This window comes from Dankookia sp. GCM10030260 (assembly GCF_042666655.1).
Taxonomy (GTDB): domain Bacteria; phylum Pseudomonadota; class Alphaproteobacteria; order Acetobacterales; family Acetobacteraceae; genus Paracraurococcus.
Map to the genome: position 1 here is coordinate 1 of NZ_JBHTDE010000039.1, position 14,988 is coordinate 14,988.

The window sequence follows — 14,988 nt, forward strand, 5'->3', positions numbered from 1 at the left end:
GCCCGGAGCCGCGCGAATTTAAGGTCGTCGCGCGCCTTGAGGAGCTGGAGGAGGACCGGCCACGCAAGGTGGTGCTGCACGACGCGGAGGAGGCGCGCGACGTGCCGGTCGTACTGGTGCGCCATCGCGGGCGCGTGCACGCGATGGGCGCGCGCTGCTCGCATCTTGGCGGGCCGCTCGATCAGGGCTGGGTGTTGAACGGACAGCTCGTCTGCCCTTGGCACGGCTCTGGCTATGGATCTGACGCGGAATAACTAAATCGGATGTGATGGCGGCTCAGTGGCTGAGAGCCGGAAGGGACTGACGGTGGCTGGCCGTGCTGGCGTAATCGGCGGGGGTGATCGACCTCGACGACATCCGCACACGGTATCAGCAAGCCTGCAAATTCCTGGATGAGCGCGGGCGACGGCTGTTCGCGGCCAACGAAGCCCTGGCGCTGGGCCATGGTGGGGTGACGGCGACTTCGGCCGCGACCGGGCTGGCGCGCAGCACCATCCGGCGAGCCATCGTGGAGCTGCAGAGCGGGGCCAATCCGATCGGCCCGCGGGTCAGACGAAAGGGCGGCGGGCGCAAGAGCGCGGTCACCCTGCAACCGGAGTTGCCGGGCGCTCTGGAGACGCTGATCGAGGATGCCATCCGCGGTGATCCGGAGACGCCGTTGCGCTGGGTGAGCCGCAGCCAGCGTCAGATCGCCCGGGTGCTGGGCGAGCGTGGCTTCGTGGTCAGCCAGAAGCTGGTTGGCCTGTTGCTGCGCGAGCTGGGCTACAGCTGCCAAGCCAACTGCAAGACCCGGGAGGGAACGAACCATCCCGACCGCGATGCCCAGTTCGCCCACATCAACACCGTCGTGCAAGCGGCAATGGCAGCAGGCCAGCCGGCCATCTCGGTGGACACCAAAAAGAAGGAGCTGGTCGGCGACTTCAAGAACCCCGGCCGCGAACTGCGTCCCAAAGGCCAACCTGAGCCGGTGCGGGTGCACGACTTCGAGCTACCGGACCTGGGCAAGGTCGCGCCTTACGGCGTCTACGACCTGGCCGCCAATGCCGGCTGGGTCAACGTCGGGGTGGATGCCGACACGGCGGCCTTCGCGGTCGAGAGCATCCGACGCTGGTGGCAGCAGCTGGGCCAGACCCGCTACCCCGAGGCCAAGCGGCTGATCATCACCGCCGACTGCGGCGGCAGCAACGGTGCCCGGGTGCGGCTGTGGAAGCGCGAGTTGCAACGCTTCGCCAACGAGTGCGGCTTGGCGATCACCGTGGCACACCTGCCGCCTGGGACCAGCAAGTGGAACCGCATCGAGCACCGCCTGTTTGCCGCCATCTCGCGGAACTGGCGCGGCAAACCGCTGGTCAGCCATCAGGTCATCGTGCAGCTGATCGGCGCCACGACGACACAGACCGGCCTGACGGTGCGCTGCGAGCTGGATGCGAACCGCTATCCCAAGGGCATCAAGGTCACGGATGCCGAGATGGCCGCGCTCGCCATCGAGCGTGACGCGTTTCACGGCGAGTGGAACTACACCATCTCACCCAATCTGCAGCCGCCTTGAAGCATTTATTTCGCGTCAGACCCTATGCGCTCGACAGCGCGGAGCTGACCTCCGGTCCCTCCATTTGCGCGCAGCCGCGCTACGAGGTGCGACTGCGCGATGGGACGGTCGAGATCCGGCGGGAGCAAGAGATGGGAGACTCACGCGCGCTCTCGGGCCGCGAGGGGTTAAGGCCCGTCAACGACCGCCATGGCCCGGGCAAGCGTGCGGACGAGGTACTGGTTGCGCACCACGACCTCTTCCGCGAGCTGTTCGCACGCATCGAGGGGATGGACCGCGAGGACCCAGAGCGGCGCGACCTGTTGCGCGTACTGGCCGCCGAACTCGATATGCACGAGCAGATTGAGGATCACATTTTTTACCCGGCCGTGGCGAAGGTGAGCCCCGATGTGCCGATTGCCCATTCTGAGCACCGTCAGCTTACCGATTTACTGGCCAAGACGATGAAGCTGAACACAGCGACCGTCCCCTTTGAAGAACACCTGCGCGCCCTACATGTGGCAGTTGAGCACCATGCCGGATTGGAAGAGCAGTCGATGTTTCGCCACGCGCAGCGGCTTGGCGATGCGAGGCTGCGGGAGCTAGGACGGGCACTCGAGCGAATGCTGGAGAAGCTGCGCGGATCGCAGACCCGCCGGCTGTACCGTGACCTAAAGATCGGCCTGCTGGAGGGCGCGCAAGCAAGGAAGCGCCGCCTCAGGGCAGCGGCCCCCTCAAAGTTTGGGCCTGCGTCCCACCGCCGCTCGCAGCCATTTGGCTGACCCGCCGCGCACACGAAAGACAACCATGACCCTCTTTGCGGCATCCAAGACTCGCTCGGCCGGCACGGTCGCGCTCATCTGTGCGGCTGGTCTGGCGACCCTCGCTATCGCCAACCAGGTCGCGGCGCGCCGAGCGGAGCGCAGGCACCCGCCCAAGGGTTCGTTCCTTGTGGTGGACGGCGTCCGGTTGCACTACAGCGACCAGGGTGAAGGCCACCCCGTCGTGCTGATCCACGGCAACGCCGTAACTGGGGATGACTGGAACACCAGCGGGGTCGCCGAGCTCCTGCTGCGGACGCATCGAGTGATCATCTTCGACCGTCCCGGCTTCGGATACAGCGAGCGCCCGCGCGGGCGCATGTGGACAGCCGCCCAGCAGGCCGAGCTGCTCCACAAGGCGTTGCAGCAGTTGGGCGTCGAGCGGCCGGTGGTGGTTAGCCACTCTTGGGGCACGCTCGTGGCCCTCGCGCTCGCGGTGCGCCACCAGGCCGATACGGCTGGCCTCGTGCTGCTGTCCGGCTACTACTTCTGGACACTGCGGCCTGACGTGCTGCTGGTCGTGCCGGGCGCGCTCCCCGTGCTGGGCGACGTGCTGCGTTTCACCATCTCGCCCCTACTTGGCTGGCTTCAGCCCGCCGTATTCACGCTCGGCCGCATTGATGCTGTGTCGAGCGACGTCAGATGACAGGCGGGCTACCAGTGACGGCGTGAAGCGCCTTCCCGGAGGGTTTGGCATCCGTTGAGCGCGTGCGGGGGCTCCGCGGCGAGGTTAGCAGCATGGTTGACGCCTGTTGCGGGCATGTGGGCTCGTCCGCCGGGGATGCTGGCGGGGATGGGCGCGACACAGAGTGTTGGATGGAGGCTGGCTTCAGGAACCCGCCCAGGTGAAGCGCTCGAAGCGGGGCCAGAGGGCGCTCCAGAAGCCCGCGGCAGTTTGGGCGATGACGAGGGTGATGCGGCGGGCGTGGAGCAGGACGCGGCCGCCGACGCGCAGCACGCGCTCGCGGAAGCGGCGCAGGCTCCAGCCGGTGTGGGTGGCGAGTTCCATGGCGCGGCGCCCGGCGTGCATCAGTTCGTAGGCCAGCAGGTGCAGCAGCAGAATAGCCTCGTTGCGGGCGGCAGCGTCGATGCCGGTGGGCAGCGCCGGCAGCGGGTTGTCGCGGTAGCGGCTCTTGGTGCGCGGCGCCGAGGACAGCGCCGGCGCGAGGACGTTCATCAGCTCGCCGAAGTGGCCCTCCGCGGTACCGCGCTGCCGATACTGCGCCAGCAGGTCTTCGGCAGGCACGGCGGCGGCACAGAAGCTGGTCAGCAGCCGGAAGTGGTCGAGCAGCAGGTCGTCCGGGCGCTCCTTGACCACCAGCACGACCCGGCGCAGGCGCGATCAGGGGCCGGCTTGGTACTCCAGCTCGTGCAGCCACAGTCGCGGCTCGGCCGGTGGCCGTCCCGGTGGGCGCTTCAGATACGGCCCGGCCAGCCGATCGAGAGCGCGGTTGTTGCGCAGCCTGGCGACATAGGGCGTGCCGCGCGCCTCCAGCCCGGCGAGCAGCCGCTCCTCGGGGAAGCCGGCGTCCATGCGCACCGCCGCAACCTGGCACATCGAGCCTTCCAGGCGGTCGACGAGGTCGAGGACGAAGTCGAGCGCGCCCGCGGCGGTGTGCGCGTTGCCGGGCCGCAGCCGGGCGTCGAGCAGGTCGCCCGTCTCTGCCGCGCAGGCGATGATCGGGTGGTACATACGCTGGTGGTAGTGCCCGTTCCAGGCTGAGCCCGGCTGCTCGCCGTGCACCTCGACCGGCAAGCCGTCGACGTCGACCGTGAGGTAGCGCAGCTTGTGGCCACCGCGCTCGGCTCGCAGCCGCCGGGCGGCGAGTTCGCCGACCGCCTCGCGCAGCGCCGGCCGGTTGGGCTCCAGCGTCAGGATGTCGAGCAGCCGCGACAGCGTCGGCTGCGAGGCCAGGTGTGCCCCTTCGGCCAGCGGCGTGGTGCTGCGCGTCCCGGCCACTGCCAGCCGCAGTGCGGGATCGAGCCGCAGTGCATCGGCGTCGTCCTGGTCACGCCAGCCCTGTGCGAAGAGCAGCAGCATGGTGCGCAGCAGGTCGGCCAAGGGATAGGTCACCAGATGCGGCTGGCGTGGATCGTGCAGCCGTTCTGTCAGCCACTCAATGATCCCGCTGCGCTCCATCACCTCGCGCACGATCACCGCCCCCGCGTCGCTGGTCAGGCGTTCGACGCGGGCCTCGATGACCACGCCCGCGTTGAAGCTCGGATGGAAGGTCGATGGCGTTTCACCCATGGGCTGTTCGGCTCTCGCTGAGATCGCAGCGCAAATGCCTGAATCAGCAACGCATCTCGCGCAAGAGCCCGCTCAGAGCGCCGTCAGCACGAATATCGTGGGATAAGGCGGCTCCGGTTCACCGGCCAGCTTCTTTGCTGCGTCAACTCAGATCCTCTTGGAGCAAGCACGGCCCCGGTCGCTGCTGACCGGGACTGTGTTGCTTTGTAGGCGCGGCTCAGATCAGCGGCGCGTCCGATGATCCTGCCAGGAACGTCGCTGCCACCGTGCCGGCATTCGCCAAGTCGAAGGGGGCCAGAGCTTCGCCCAACGGCAGCAGAATGCCATTGGCAACCGGCAGGTCCGCCTTGTAGGCGGCTGTACCGTTCACCTCGCCAGGTGTTCCCTCGCCCTCAGTCGCCGGGACAAACAACCCGTGGATTTGCAGCTCGCGCCCGGCCACGCGGTCCTGCAGCTCCTGGAAGATCGCTGCCTGCGCAGGGTCGGCTCTGTCGAAGCGATAATACTCGCTGATGCGCAGATTGCCTGCCGCGTCGGCCGTCGTGACAGGGTTCGGCAGCACCGCGTTGCTGATAGAGCCGTCGTCGGTCAAGGCCAACAACACCGGGCCGACCACCGGCTCGCCCTCAGGGTCCTCAACAAAGCCGTCCCTGTCGGCATCGAGCCGGTAGTTCGGCAGCAGAGAGGGACGGTCATCGGCAAAGCCATGAATATGGCTTGCATGCGCTTGGCCTGGGGTCAGCCCAGTCGCCCAAAGCTCCACCGTGACAGTGGCATTCGCCTCATCGATTTGCACGGCGGCAAGGCCGAGCACGCCCGAGCCGTTTGAAGGCTGCAGCAGCGCTGCATAGGTATCGGTCTCGGCCGTAGCAGCGCCTGGCGGCTCCGGCGCCGTGGGCCCAGTACCGGCTGGGTTCAGCGTATAGGGTGCGAGCGAAGCGAGCAACGCGGTGCTCTTAGCCAGAAAGGCCGCGGGATCACTGCCAAACCAGTCAAGGCCAGGACCTTGGTCCTGCGCCGGTGCCAGCAGGTCCGGCACGGCATAAAGCTGGCCCTGACTAACCGGCACCTGTGGATTGTAACCGGCAGCGCCGTTTACCTCGCCGCTGGTACCGGCGCCGCCGCCACCCGGCAGGTCAAGGCCATGGAACTCCACCACCCGCCCGTCGAGCCGTGCCTGCACTCGCTCCAGGATCTGCGCATCGTTGGGGTTAGCTGGATCGAGTACGTAGTTCTGGCTGAAAGCGAGGTTGCCCAGGGCATCCGCGACTGGAAAATCCGGCGAGGCCTCCAGCCCAAAGCCGGCCTTGCCCGAAGCAGGGAGGCCGGCGAGGACCTGGCCATAGGCAGTAGCTTCGCCCTCGGTTGTCTCGACGAAGCCGTCGCCATCCGCATCGTCTGATGCGACGGCCAGTCGTTCTGGGGCATCGGTCAGGAAGCCATGCAGATGCAGTGGATGAATCTGGCCCGGGGTCAGGCCAGAAGCAGCGACATCGACGGACAAAGTGTCGCCATCAAGCGATACGCGACTGAGACCAAGCACGCCGGAATTGTTGGCAGGCGTGAGTAGGCTGAAGAAGGTGTTAGCCAAGGACGTTCTCCCGCGCGCGGCTAGGCCTCTGTCACGGCAGGTTTGGCCTGCCGCGGAACGGAAGTATTCCGGTAGCCCCCAGCCCGCAGGCGACCAACGCGACTGAAGCCGCCACCGGTAGACGGATCAAACCCTCAAAATATCGACAGCCTTTCTTCCGGAATATAATGCCGTGAGTGAAATCGGAGTTTAATTCTGATTGTTCGGTAATCGCTGATTTCGCAGAAGATTGGTACAATTGAGCTGCACCCGGTTTCTCTGGACACCCATTTGTCCGAGGAGAGACCGGAACGACGATGTCCAGCATGAAGCAGATCGATCATCCTTTAGCCGTTGATGAGCCGGTGGGCAGCGAGGGCGGGCGCAGCCCGTCCGCGCTGTCCACGGGCCAGGCTACGCCCGGCCTGGCCACGTCGCCGCCCGCCACGCCGGGGCCGAAAGTCGGGCCTCTGGCACCTGGCCAGCGCTGGAGCGTTGCGCGCAAGCGCGAGGTCGTCCTGCGCCTGCTGCGGGGGGAGAGCGCCGAACTGCTCTCGCGCGAGCTCGGCCTGCCGATGTTCAAGCTCGAGCAGTGGCGGCAGAAGGCCGAGACCGCCCTCGACGGCGCGCTCAAGGAACGCGAGGCCGACACCGCCAGCACCGAACTCGCCGCGGCCATGCAGCGCATCGGCGCACTCAGCATGGAAAACGAGCTGCTCCGCGCCCGCATCGAGCGACCCGGCCCTTTGGCCCGGCGGAGGTCGCGCTGATGGCCAAGGCGATCTCCCCCACCAGCGGCCAGCCCTATGGCATCCAGCGCATCTGTGAGGTCTGGGGCGTGCCCCGCTCCAGCTTCTACGCCGCCCAGACGCCGACATCGGACAGCGCCAGCCCGGCGCCACCGCCGGTGCGCCGCGGACCGAAACCCGCCGTCACGGACGAGGCCCTGCTTGCTGCCATCCGGCGGGATCTCGAGCGCTCCCCCTGGACAGGCGAGGGCCACCGGAAAGTCTGGGCCCGCTTGCGCGTGCGCGACGGCATCCGCGTCTCTGCCAAGCGCGTCCTGCGCCTGATGCGCGAGCACGCCCTGCTCTCGCCCCACCGCCCGCGCCGCAAGCCGGATGATGCGCATCAGCGCCAGATCATCACCGCGGCGCCGAACGTCCTATGGGCGACCGACGCCACCCAGGTCATCACCGTCCAGGACGGCAAGGTCTGGATCTTCGGTGTCGCGGAGCATTGGAACGCAGAGCTCCTCGGCTGGCACGTGACGAAGTCCGGTACCCGTTTCGAGGCGACCCAGGCGCTGGGCATGGCCGTCCGACAGCAGTTCGGCCACCTCTCTGCTGACGCCGCCCGCGGCCTCGCGCTCCGCCACGACCACGGGAGCAACTTCATGGCCGACCACTTCCAGAAACAAGCCAGGTTCTGGGGCATCTCGCCGAGCTACGCCTTCGTCGGCGAGCCCGAGACGAATGGTGTCATCGAGAGGCTCTTCCGAACCTTGAAAGAGCAGGCCATCCACGGCCGCATCTTCCAGACCATCGACGAGGTCCGCGACGCCGTCCGCGCCTTCACCGCCTGCTACAATGCCGAGTGGCTGGTCGAGAAGAACGGCTACCACAGCCCGCTTGATGCACGCGCCGCTTGGCTCGACACGAACCTCAGGCGCGCCGCATAGTCCAACTAGGTGTCCAGGAAGCCGGGTGCGGTCGCCGAGCGTCATCCGGAAGCGGCGGTCATCGTGCCGCCACGTTCAACGGCCGTGCCAAGCGAGACGGCAGAGAGCTCGCCAACGCAGCGGGACCGCCATCTGCAGTTCATCACCGAGCATGGACGAACGGCCTGGCAGAAGACGTCTGGCTACACCATCCGAGCCCGCGTCGAAGTCACCATCGGCAGGTTCAAGCAAGTGATCGGTGACGGGCTGCGCTCCCGCACGGATCAGCGTCGGGCGACCGAAGTGGACGTCGCCGTCCATGCGCTGAACCGTATGTTGGAGCTGGGACGCCCGATCTCCGTTCGCATCGCCTGAACCCAGATGGGGCTGGGCTTACTGCGTTCGTCTTGCCGATCCCTGCAACAGCGCTCCTCCTCAAACTTGCTGAGATTCCCGCGTAATCAGGAATGACTATGGATTGCAGGGGAGGGGCACCGGTGTCGCGAATGGCAGGGCCCCTACAGCGTCCCGCTGTTCGATAGCGCCTGGGGCGCCTGACTCTGGCTCAAGCGCAGTGGAGCACGCCCGCCGCTGCGCGCCGCACTGGTGCGGCGCTGGGGCAAGGTGGGCGTGCTTCGCGCCCCGCTGCCGATCACCGGGGCGGCGGCGCTCTAGCCCGACCAGCCCTGGGATCCGGCGCTCTGGGTCCGCAGCTTCCTGCGGGCGGTCACTGCGGAGGCGGGGCGGCACTCGACCTGCTTGTCGAGATGGAGTGGCGATGGCTTACCGCGCGGGCGGCGGTGGCCGCCGAGCGGCGCGAGACCTCGCGGACGCCCGCGGCGGTGGACCTGCTTGCTTGCCGTCCCGCTCAGACGAGGGTTCGTGTGGTGGCGCTTTCTGCGAGCCACTGGTGCCGGCTGCTCAGGGCAGCCAGCCCAGGGCGCAGAGCCGTTCCCGCTCGCCATTCAGGAAGCGGTCGCCGATATCGGCGCGCCAGCGCAACTCCGGAGCGACGACGTTGCGCGCGCGTGCCCGCGCGTCCTCCTGGGCCGCCTGCACGGTGGGGCCGGTGCCGGTGACAATCATCAGGTGGCCAGAACGGCGGCGACCCAGCAATTGGCCGTCCTCCATTCGCATGTCCACCAGGTGGTAATGATCCAGCTCCGCGCCGTCGGGGGGACACAGGAAGAAGACAGGCGGATCCTCCTCTGTCGGTGAGGTTTCGGTGTGAGCAGGAAAGGGCGGCACGGTCAGGACGATGGCGACGGACCAGCCCGGGCGCGTAGCAAAACGAGTCTGTCTGTCTGTCGAGTGCCCGCTGGCCATGCGGGCCATCAGGTCGCCCCAGCCATTCGGCTGCAGTGCCGCCAGCACGGCGAAGCCAGGATTGCCGAAGCGGCAGGTAAACTCCAATGGCCAGACGCCGCGCTCGTTGACGATCATGTTGAGGTTCACGTAGCCGACATGCCTGGCCTGAGCGAAGCGAGGTGCGAGGCGGTCCAGCGTCGCAGCGAAGAGCGGCTCGGAATCCTCGTAGGCGGCGAGGGTACCCATCTCGCCTGTCATCTCGCCCATCTCGCCGGGAAAGAAGCGCTTGTGCTCGAAGTCGATACAGGCGGGGCGGAGGAAGCGGCTGCCATCGAAATATGCGCCGACGCCGACTTCGACCCCCTCCAGCCGCTCCATCAGCAGCACGCGGCCCTCTCCGGCGCGGCGCAGCATGAACGCGAGGTCTGCGCCATCCGGGTGGTCGCCGACGAAGGTAGTGCGCGCGGTGTCGTCGTGCTTCAGCACGTAGCGCCCGGGGTGCTGGGCCAGCCATTCGAGAGCGAGCGCGGAATGCGCGAAGGAATGGCTTTTGGCGATGGCGAGCCCCGCCTCTCGCAGGACGGCCTGGCCGAACTCGCGCTCCTGCTCCAGCCGGTCGCCGAAGGCGCTGCCTCCGACGACGCGGAAGCCTTGAGCGCGCAACTCGTCTTGCAGCGCTCCACGACCGATCCGCTCGAAAAAAATCACGCCGTCCTGCCCAATCCAGTCCAGCTCCGCCTGCCAATCCGCGACGCAGTCGATCAGGCCACCGAAGGCCCGCTGCTCCGGCGGATCCTCCGCGAAGACCCGGACCTCGTGGCCCTCGCAGCGGAGCGACAGGTAGACATCGCCGAGATAGGCGCGAGGCCCGATGGCAAGAATCCGCATGCGTGTTCTGTCTCCGAACCGATACCGCCCGGACCGGTGGCTCTGACGGCTAGAAAGACCATGTGAGCAGGCACGCAGATTGCTCAACCCCAGGCGCCGGGGCCGCCGGCCCGGGCGGCCTCGACCAGGTTCGCTTCGGAGCATCAGTGAAACCCCGCTACGATCCGCGATGAGCACCGAACGCATCTCGACGGCGCAAGCCTTCTACAGCCGTCTTGCAAGTAATACCAGCTCGCCTAGTGTCCCGACCGAGAAGTTTCTATCCACACTGTGCCTGGACCTCGATGGTGCGATGGCAAAACCGCTCGATGGAGGCGAGGATGTCGTCGGCGGTCTTGGTCCAGCGAAAGGGCTTGGGATCGGCATTGCGGGCATCGATGTAGGCGGTGATCGCCGCTTCGAGCTCCGCGGTGAAGCGATGGGCGCCGCGCCTGATCTGATCGTCGGTCAGTAATCCGAAGAAGCGTTCGACCTGATTGACCCAGGATGCCGAGGTTGGCGTGTAGTGCACGTGCCAGTGGGGCCGCCTGGCGAACCAGTCGCGGACCGACTTGGTTTTGTGGCTGGAGGCGTTGTCCATGACGACGTGGATGTCGAGATCCTTGGGCACGTTCTGCTCGACGGTGTCGAGAAAGCGGCGGAACTCCAGCGCGCGGTGGCGCGGCAGGCACTTGCCGATGATGGTCCCGGCCTTCACGTCGAGCGCCGCGAAGAGCGAGGTCATGCCGTGTCGCTTGTAGTCGTGCGTGCGCCGTTCGGCCTGGCCGGGGCGCAGCGGCAGTAGCGGTTGAGTGCGGTCGAGCGCCTGGATCTGCGACTTTTCGTCGACGCACAGCACGAGGGCGCGTTCCGGCGGGCTGAGGTAGAGACCGACGATGTCGCGCACCTTCTCGATGAACAGCGGATCGGTCGACAACTTGAAAATCTCGCTGCGGTGCGGCTGCAGCGAGAAGGCCTGCCAGATGCGCTGCACCGTTGACGGTGCCAGTCCGGCCGCCTTGGCCATCGAGCGTGAACTCCAGTGGGTCCGGCCGGTCGGCAGCGTCTCCAGCGTTGCCGTGACCACCTCGGCGACTTTTTCGTCGCTGACGGTGCGCGGTGCGCCCGGCCTCGGCTCGTCGAGCAGGCCGTCGAGGCGCTTGGCGGCGAACCGGCCGCGCCAGGTCGCCACCGTGACGCGGGTAATGCCAAGCCGCTCTGCGATCGCCATGTTGCTGATCCCGTCCGCGGCCAGCAGCACAATCTCGGCCCGAATGGCATCGCCACGGGCGACCTTCCGGCGACGCAGGCGCGACGCCAAGGCGGCACGCTCGGCTGCCGTCAGTTCGATGCGTACCGCTGTCCGTCCCGCCATGCCTCTGTCCCGTGTGCCGTCGCGGACAGCGAATCACAGACGATTGCAATTGTCTAGAAACTTCTCGGTCGGGACACTAGGCTCCGAGCATCTAAGCCACCCGGCTCGACCCTGCCCATGCGTGGTACGGAACCGGGCATCCGAGAGCTGGCAACCCGGCTAGGCTCGAGGATACCCGAATAGGAGGGCTTTGCATGAACCAAAGCCTGGAACAGCCTGAGTGCCAGCGGACCCGCGCCGCGGCTGCGCTCGCCATCATGGGCCTAGTCTTGAAGCAGGGCGCAACACACACGGCGTTCGCGGCAGCGTGGATAGCGGCACGATCGACCCTGCTGGCCTTCGCCGGGGCGCTTCACCGGCTCGCAGGCGCCAATCCTGATATGGTGAGGCGGACAGCCGCTTCATCACCGCAGCAGCTCGCGGGTCGCCCGAACGAGTGGCAGGCTAGGATTCGCGCTGTGCTGGCGATCTTGGGTCGTCTGTTTCCGCAACCCACTGCCTGTGAGGTGTGGGTCAGCCCGGCACCGCCCGGATCTGCATCGCCCGCATCTCCTGTTCCCACGCATGCGTGCGGCACCGGCAGGTACGTGGCGCTGTCGCCATATTCGATCCAGACGGTCGGCTCGAAGGCGTGCGGCTGGTCAAGCTGCGGCCGTTCGAGACAGCCCAAGAGCTCATGATGAAGATAGCTTTCTGCCACAATGGACGCTGCCTTCAGGCGAAGGTGTCGTCGCGCCAGGGCGCATTCCATATCGTCGTACTGGATCAGGGACAGCCAGCTTCAAAGCCATTGGTTGTGAGCTCGGCCATGGTCAGAAATCCTGCCGAAGCCGCGGAGCTTATGATTTCCTTGGTAAAGAACAATCTGTGCGAACTCTCTAGCATGAATACGAACTCTCTAGCATGAATAGCGGCACCGTTGCATTGATCCGGCCGGTGGCGCTGCGGGCCGGATCCATGCAACAGCGCCGCGCCAATGGCCGGGTCCGGGTAACAACGCCGCGTGGGCCACAGCCGGCAAGGGGAAGCAGCACGAGCAGGATTATCGTCGCCGGGGCCGCTTTGCCGCCGCGCATGTCAAGCAGGGGCTTCGGCCACATCCGTGCGCTGCTGCATATCGGCCATGATGGCCGGGATCTCTGCAAGCAGCTCGCGGGCAAGATACCCGATCGGCCCGCGCGTGCGGGCGAGACGCTCCCCCGCCTCGGCATGCAGATACACTCCCCAGAGAGTGGCCTCCGTTGGCGCGGCGCCGCGGGCGAGCAACCCGGCGATGATGCCGGCCAAGGTATCGCCCGAGCCGGAAGTGGCCAGGCCGACATTGCCGTGGTCACAAGACCAAGCGCGCCCTTTTGGATCCACGATGAAGGTGCAGCCGCCCTTCATCGCCACCACCGCCTGCAGTCCGGTGGCCACTTTCCGCGCAGCCGCGAGAGGGTCAACCAGAACCGCGTCCCGCGGGATGCCCAGCAACGACGCCATCTCGCCCGCATGCGGCGTAAGAACGATCCGGCCCGCATGGCCGGCCAGTGCAGCTCGGCAGTCGTCGAGCTTTTGCAAGGCGGCCGCGTCCAGCACGAAGCAGGGACCATTGGTCAGTTCAAGCAGGCGGTTGGTGAGCAGCAAAACCGCGGCGCTGTCCATCATCCCGGGACCGAGGAGCACCACGTCCGTTCGGCTGCAGCGGCCGGCCAGCCTCTCGGCCTCCACCGCGGAGATGCCGCCCGACGGCGTTTCCTCCAGGCCGCTTACCAGGGCTTCCGGCACCGCCACGGCAAGCTGCGGCGCAATGCTGCAACAGGTCGCAATCTGCAGCTTGCCGGCCCCCGCGCGCAGTGCAGCCAGGCCGGCCAGCAGGGCGCCACCGGGCGTCTCGACACTGCCGCCGATGACCAGGACGCGGCCACGCTCGTCCTTGTCCTCGCCTTCATGATGGCGAGGCAGGGGTATGGAGCGGAGCAGCCCGTCCGTGACGGGCGTAACGGCCTCGCTCATCGGGCACCCATCGGTGCGTCGGGCTCCGCGGTAACCTGTGTCCCCTGCTCCTGCAAAGGGACGACAAAATTATAGGCCTGCAGCACCATGCCGGCAGCGTTACCCCGGCAATGATCGAAGGCGTATTCCGTGACCGCACAGTTCGCCACGTCGCCTTCGGCGTCGATTCGCAAGATCTGGTCTTCAGTCATCTTCTCAAGCAGGTAGCGAAGGCACAGCACGACGACCTGATGCGCGACGATCAGCACGCGCGCGCCGCCGTGATGCAGCGAAATGGTGTCCAGGGCGCTGCGTAGGCGAAGGATCACGTCACACCAGCTCTCCCCGCCGGGCGGACGGTAATAGAATTTTCCAAGGATGCGGCGGAACTCCGCCTGGTCCGGAAGATGCTGTTCGATGCCATATCGGGTCAGCCGATCGAGAACGCCGAATTCCTTCTCGCGCAGCCGCTCGTCCTGGATGAGGTCGGCCGGGTTCACGCAGGCGCCGCCAGCTCCGTGGATCAGCGTTGCTGTCTGCAACGCGCGCCGGTAGGGTGAGGTCAAGACCACATTAGGTCGCTGGTCTTTTGGCATTTCGGCGAACCAGCGGCCCAAGGCACGCGACTGTTGCTCACCCAAGCCGCTGAGGGGCACGTCGACATCGCGGCCACCCGTATCGATATGCGTCAGGCGCGCTGCGTGGGCAGTGTCGCGTGCGACGTTCCCGCTACTTTCACCGTGGCGGATGACCCATAGCCGGCTCGGCCATCGCTGCGTCATGGTATCAATGTCTCTCACCTGTTGAGGCCGATAACGTCTGGGGCGGCCTAGTGTTCTATTACGCGGCCGAAGCGGCCCGGAGCGTAAGGAACATCTGGTCCTGCTCGCTGTTGACAGCCCCGCCCGCGAGGCGGCCGCCCTTCGCAAGCTGGAAGGCGGCCGATATCGCCACGAACGGTGAGGATACGGGGATGAGCGACGTTAGGACGACCGGCACCACGGCCGGCCAGCTCCGGCAAGAGGCCGCCGATGCAGTTGAAGATGTGAAGGCCGAGGGTGCCGGAGTGGCCGAGGCCGCGAAGGACCAGGCCCTAGGGTTTGCCGAGGAGCAGAAGCAACGTGGCGCCGAGCATGCCGAGGGGATTGCCCGCGCCGTGCATGGTGCAGCAGACCAGCTGCAGGAAAGCTCGCCGCAGATCGCGCGCTATGTCCAGGAGGCCGCTTCGGCGGCGGACGAGTTCGCGCGCAGTTTGCGCGACAGCAGCCCAGGTCAGTTGATGGGCCAGATGGAGGATCTCGCTCGTCGCAAACCGGTCGCTTTCTTTGGCGCCGCGGTGCTGGCCGGTTTCGCCCTGGCGCGCTTCGCCAAGAGCTCGGCCGAAGAGGCGCGGCATGTCGGCGCCCAGGTCATGCTGCCGCTGGGTGGCCGACACACGGATGCGGCAATCGGGGGCGGCCGTGTGGTGCCACATTCTACCGCCATGGGCGCGCCGGGCTGGGTCCAGAGCGGGCCGGACGACGCGCCGCGGCCGGCCACCGTCGCCGCGGCGTCGCTCGGCGGCGCCGCCGCCCGGACGACCTCCCAGGCTGGGCAGACCAGCCCGATCAAAGGCGCGAGCTAGGAGTGAGCTG

General features: G+C 66.9%; 16 protein-coding genes. 9 read left to right on the forward strand and 7 right to left on the reverse strand.

Annotated elements, in window-relative coordinates; translation table 11 throughout:
• The 4 genes from ACFQS7_RS29830 to ACFQS7_RS29845 form a co-directional block, all read left to right on the forward strand.
• Positions 1-254 (forward strand): Rieske (2Fe-2S) protein (locus tag ACFQS7_RS29830; protein WP_380070786.1); only part of this gene is annotated, 254 nt, incomplete at its 5' end.
• An 83-nt stretch (positions 255-337) separates the two neighbouring features.
• On the forward strand, positions 338-1,549 hold the full coding sequence (locus ACFQS7_RS29835; protein WP_380070787.1) for an ISAzo13 family transposase: 1,212 nt from the start codon (positions 338-340) through the stop codon (positions 1,547-1,549).
• Complete coding sequence (locus tag ACFQS7_RS29840; RefSeq protein ID WP_380070788.1) at positions 1,546-2,310, forward strand: hemerythrin domain-containing protein; 765 nt, start codon at positions 1,546-1,548, stop codon at positions 2,308-2,310. The genes ACFQS7_RS29835 and ACFQS7_RS29840 overlap by 4 nt, the downstream gene beginning before the upstream one ends.
• Before the next feature lie 25 nt (positions 2,311-2,335).
• Positions 2,336-2,995 (forward strand): alpha/beta fold hydrolase, encoded by a 660-nt coding sequence (locus tag ACFQS7_RS29845; RefSeq protein ID WP_380070789.1) that lies wholly within the window; start codon positions 2,336-2,338, stop codon positions 2,993-2,995.
• A gap of 183 nt (positions 2,996-3,178) precedes the next feature.
• Here the strand turns inward: ACFQS7_RS29845 and ACFQS7_RS29850 are convergent, their stop codons facing one another.
• The 3 genes from ACFQS7_RS29850 to ACFQS7_RS29860 form a co-directional block, all read right to left on the reverse strand.
• Positions 3,179-3,673, reverse strand: a complete 495-nt coding sequence (locus tag ACFQS7_RS29850) for a transposase (RefSeq protein ID WP_380070790.1) — start codon at positions 3,671-3,673, stop codon at positions 3,179-3,181.
• A gap of 18 nt (positions 3,674-3,691) precedes the next feature.
• Complete coding sequence (locus ACFQS7_RS29855) at positions 3,692-4,600, reverse strand: IS1380 family transposase (protein WP_380070791.1); 909 nt, start codon at positions 4,598-4,600, stop codon at positions 3,692-3,694.
• Between the two features lie 217 nt (positions 4,601-4,817).
• Entirely contained in the window at positions 4,818-6,191 is a 1,374-nt protein-coding gene (locus ACFQS7_RS29860) for a hypothetical protein (RefSeq protein ID WP_380070792.1), read from the reverse strand.
• Positions 6,192-6,487: 296 nt separating this feature from the next.
• On the opposite strand from ACFQS7_RS29860, the gene ACFQS7_RS29865 reads away from it, so the two are divergent.
• Genes ACFQS7_RS29865 through ACFQS7_RS29875 form a run of 3 tightly spaced genes read left to right on the forward strand, consistent with a single transcriptional unit; the run spans position 6,488 to position 8,205 of the window.
• Positions 6,488-6,940 carry a transposase gene (locus ACFQS7_RS29865; protein ID WP_380070793.1) on the forward strand — a complete coding sequence of 151 codons (453 nt, stop codon included), beginning with the start codon at positions 6,488-6,490 and terminating at the stop codon, positions 6,938-6,940.
• Positions 6,940-7,851 carry an IS3 family transposase gene (locus ACFQS7_RS29870; protein ID WP_380070794.1) on the forward strand — a complete coding sequence of 304 codons (912 nt, stop codon included), beginning with the start codon at positions 6,940-6,942 and terminating at the stop codon, positions 7,849-7,851. Before ACFQS7_RS29865 ends, ACFQS7_RS29870 begins: the two co-directional genes overlap by 1 nt.
• Positions 7,852-7,860: 9 nt before the next feature.
• Positions 7,861-8,205 carry a hypothetical protein gene (locus ACFQS7_RS29875; protein ID WP_380070795.1) on the forward strand — a complete coding sequence of 115 codons (345 nt, stop codon included), beginning with the start codon at positions 7,861-7,863 and terminating at the stop codon, positions 8,203-8,205.
• Positions 8,206-8,751: 546 nt separating this feature from the next.
• Here ACFQS7_RS29875 and ACFQS7_RS29880 read toward each other — a convergent pair.
• Positions 8,752-10,026, reverse strand: coding sequence for a hypothetical protein (locus ACFQS7_RS29880; RefSeq protein WP_380070796.1), 1,275 nt, complete (start codon positions 10,024-10,026; stop codon positions 8,752-8,754).
• A gap of 259 nt (positions 10,027-10,285) precedes the next feature.
• Entirely contained in the window at positions 10,286-11,380 is a 1,095-nt protein-coding gene (locus tag ACFQS7_RS29885) for an IS630 family transposase (protein ID WP_380070797.1), read from the reverse strand.
• A gap of 508 nt (positions 11,381-11,888) precedes the next feature.
• On the opposite strand from ACFQS7_RS29885, the gene ACFQS7_RS29890 reads away from it, so the two are divergent.
• Positions 11,889-12,287 (forward strand): hypothetical protein, encoded by a 399-nt coding sequence (locus ACFQS7_RS29890; protein WP_380070798.1) that lies wholly within the window; start codon positions 11,889-11,891, stop codon positions 12,285-12,287.
• A 170-nt stretch (positions 12,288-12,457) separates the two neighbouring features.
• Here ACFQS7_RS29890 and ACFQS7_RS29895 read toward each other — a convergent pair whose 3' ends face one another.
• Positions 12,458-13,375, reverse strand: coding sequence for an NAD(P)H-hydrate dehydratase (locus ACFQS7_RS29895; RefSeq protein ID WP_380070799.1), 918 nt, complete (start codon positions 13,373-13,375; stop codon positions 12,458-12,460).
• The gene (locus ACFQS7_RS29900; RefSeq protein WP_380070800.1) at positions 13,372-14,136 is read right to left on the reverse strand and encodes a histidine phosphatase family protein; all 765 of its coding nucleotides are present in this window, start codon (positions 14,134-14,136) and stop codon (positions 13,372-13,374) included. Before ACFQS7_RS29900 ends, ACFQS7_RS29895 begins: the two co-directional genes overlap by 4 nt.
• Before the next feature lie 191 nt (positions 14,137-14,327).
• Between ACFQS7_RS29900 and ACFQS7_RS29905 the strand changes: the two genes are divergently transcribed.
• Positions 14,328-14,978 (forward strand): hypothetical protein, encoded by a 651-nt coding sequence (locus ACFQS7_RS29905; protein WP_380070801.1) that lies wholly within the window; start codon positions 14,328-14,330, stop codon positions 14,976-14,978.
• Positions 14,979-14,988: the final 10 nt, after the last annotated feature.